This is a genomic window from Microbacterium umsixpiens (genome assembly GCF_053543675.1).
This window is the reverse complement of record NZ_JBLVOH010000253.1, coordinates 1-2,054: the sequence shown is the minus strand read 5'-3', so window position 1 is coordinate 2,054 and position 2,054 is coordinate 1. Positions and strand designations below refer to the sequence as shown.

The following is a 2,054-nucleotide window of genomic DNA, read 5'->3' as shown; positions in this document are numbered from 1 at the left end:
CTGACCGCCCTGGCCGCCGCCCGGCTCATCGAACGCCCGGGTCAGGTCGACGCCGCGCGACTGGACTTCTGCGGCACCCCGCTGCTGACGACGTCCGACCGCGCGGTGCGGAGCCTCCTCGGCACCTCCCTCGCGATGGTCTTCCAGGACCCGATGACCTCGTTCAACCCGACGAGGCGGATCGGCTCGCAGCTCGCCGAGGCCGCGTCCGAGCACCAGGACATCACTCGGAAGCAGGCGATGGATCGGGTGATCGAGCGTCTGCAGTCGGTGCGGGTGCCCGCCGCGGCGCGACGCGCCCACCAGTACCCGCACGAGTTCTCCGGCGGCATGCGGCAGCGGGCGATGATCGCCATGGGACTCATGAATCATCCGCGCCTGATCATCGCGGACGAGCCGACCACCGCGCTCGATGTGACCGTGCAGCGACAGGTGCTGCAGCTGCTGGCCGGCGTGCGCCGCGACACCGACGCCGCGATCCTGCTGATCAGCCACGACATCGCGGTCGTCGCGCAGACCTGCGACCGCGTGCTGGTGATGTACGCGGGACGGATCGTCGAGGACCTGCCCGCAGCGAACCTGCACACCGACGCCCGGCACCCGTACACCCGCGCCCTGCTCGAGGTCGTGCCCGAGCTCGACGCCGACCGCGACGAGCCCCTCAAAGTGATCCCCGGCCGTCCGCCGGCACCGGGCGCCCTCCCCACCGGATGCGCGTTCGCCGCCCGCTGTCCCCTCGCCACCGACCTCTGCCGGGAGAGCGACCCCGAGCTCCTGGCCGATGAGGCCGGGCACCGGGTCGCCTGCTGGCATCCGGTCACCGGAGAGGCGGAGGTCGCTGTGGCGGTGGCCACGACGGCGGACGAGGCCGCCGCCGATGACGAGAGGGTCCTGCGATGAGCGAGCTGCGTTTCGACCGGGTCAGCGTGCGCTACGGCTCGCACCGCTCCGGCCTCACCGCCGTCGACGATGTGTCCCTGACCGTCCCGTCCGGGTCGGTCGTCGGGCTCGTGGGTGAGTCGGGTTCGGGCAAGTCCACGCTCGCCCGCGCGGCGATCGGCCTCGCGCCGATCAGCGAGGGCGCCATCACGCTGGACGGAGTGGACGTGCGCGGCTTGCGCCGCCGTCGCCCCATCCAGATGGTGTTCCAGGATCCGTTCTCCTCGCTCGACCCGCGCATGACCATCGGCGAATCGATCGCCGAGGCCCTCCCCCGCGACATCCGAGGAAGCAGGGCCCGCCGTGCCGAGGTCGCACGACTGCTCGACCTCGTGAACCTCGACGCCGACCGCGCACAGTCGCTCCCGGCCGCCCTCTCCGGCGGGCAGCGCCAGCGCATCGCCCTGGCCCGCGCTCTCGCCGCCCGCCCCGAGGTCGTGATCGCCGACGAGATCACCTCCGCGCTCGACGTCTCCGTACAGGGCTCGGTGCTCAACCTCGTGCGCGACCTGCGCGTGGAGCTCGACCTGACGATGCTCTTCATCTCGCACAACCTGTCCGTCGTCCGATACCTGAGCGATCACATCGCGGTCATGTACCTCGGCCGGATCGTGGAGGTCGGGCCGACCGAGCAGGTGCTGGCCGACCCGCAGCACCCGTACACGCGGGATCTGCTCCAGGCGGCACCCACCCGGCACGGGAACCTGCTGGCCGTCGATCCGCTCGCCCCCGTCGATGTGGAGCCCGCCGACCCGCACGCCCCGCCCGGCGGCTGCCGCTTCCACCCGCGGTGCCCGATCGGTCCCGCGGCGCGCCCTGATCGGCAGATCTGCGTGATCGCGGAACCGCAGCGACCCACGGGCACGGTGGGCGCGGCCTGCCACTTCGCGGGGCTGCCGACGGATGCGCCGATCGGAACTGTGCCCATCTCCCAAAGCACCCCCTGGTTTCGGCCGCGACCACAACACCGACCCCGCTCTCTGCGGACACAGTGAACTGACCATCCGATTGGAGCTCCCATGAACCGTGTCACCGTCGACGACCTGCTCGCCGTCCGCACCCCCGAGCAACCGGCACTGTCACCGGACGGCACCCGCATCGCCTTCGTGCTGCGG

At 71.8% G+C, this 2,054-nt stretch carries 2 protein-coding genes; both read left to right on the top strand.

Going from position 1 to position 2,054, the window contains the following annotated elements; genetic code table 11:
• A partial coding sequence (locus ACNPM4_RS20745) for an ABC transporter ATP-binding protein (protein ID WP_448987028.1) occupies positions 1-900 on the top strand: 900 nt, incomplete at its 5' end.
• Positions 897-1,934, top strand: coding sequence for an ABC transporter ATP-binding protein (locus tag ACNPM4_RS20740; RefSeq protein WP_448987027.1), 1,038 nt, complete (start codon positions 897-899; stop codon positions 1,932-1,934). The genes ACNPM4_RS20745 and ACNPM4_RS20740, both read left to right, overlap by 4 nt.
• Positions 1,935-2,054 lie beyond the last annotated feature (120 nt).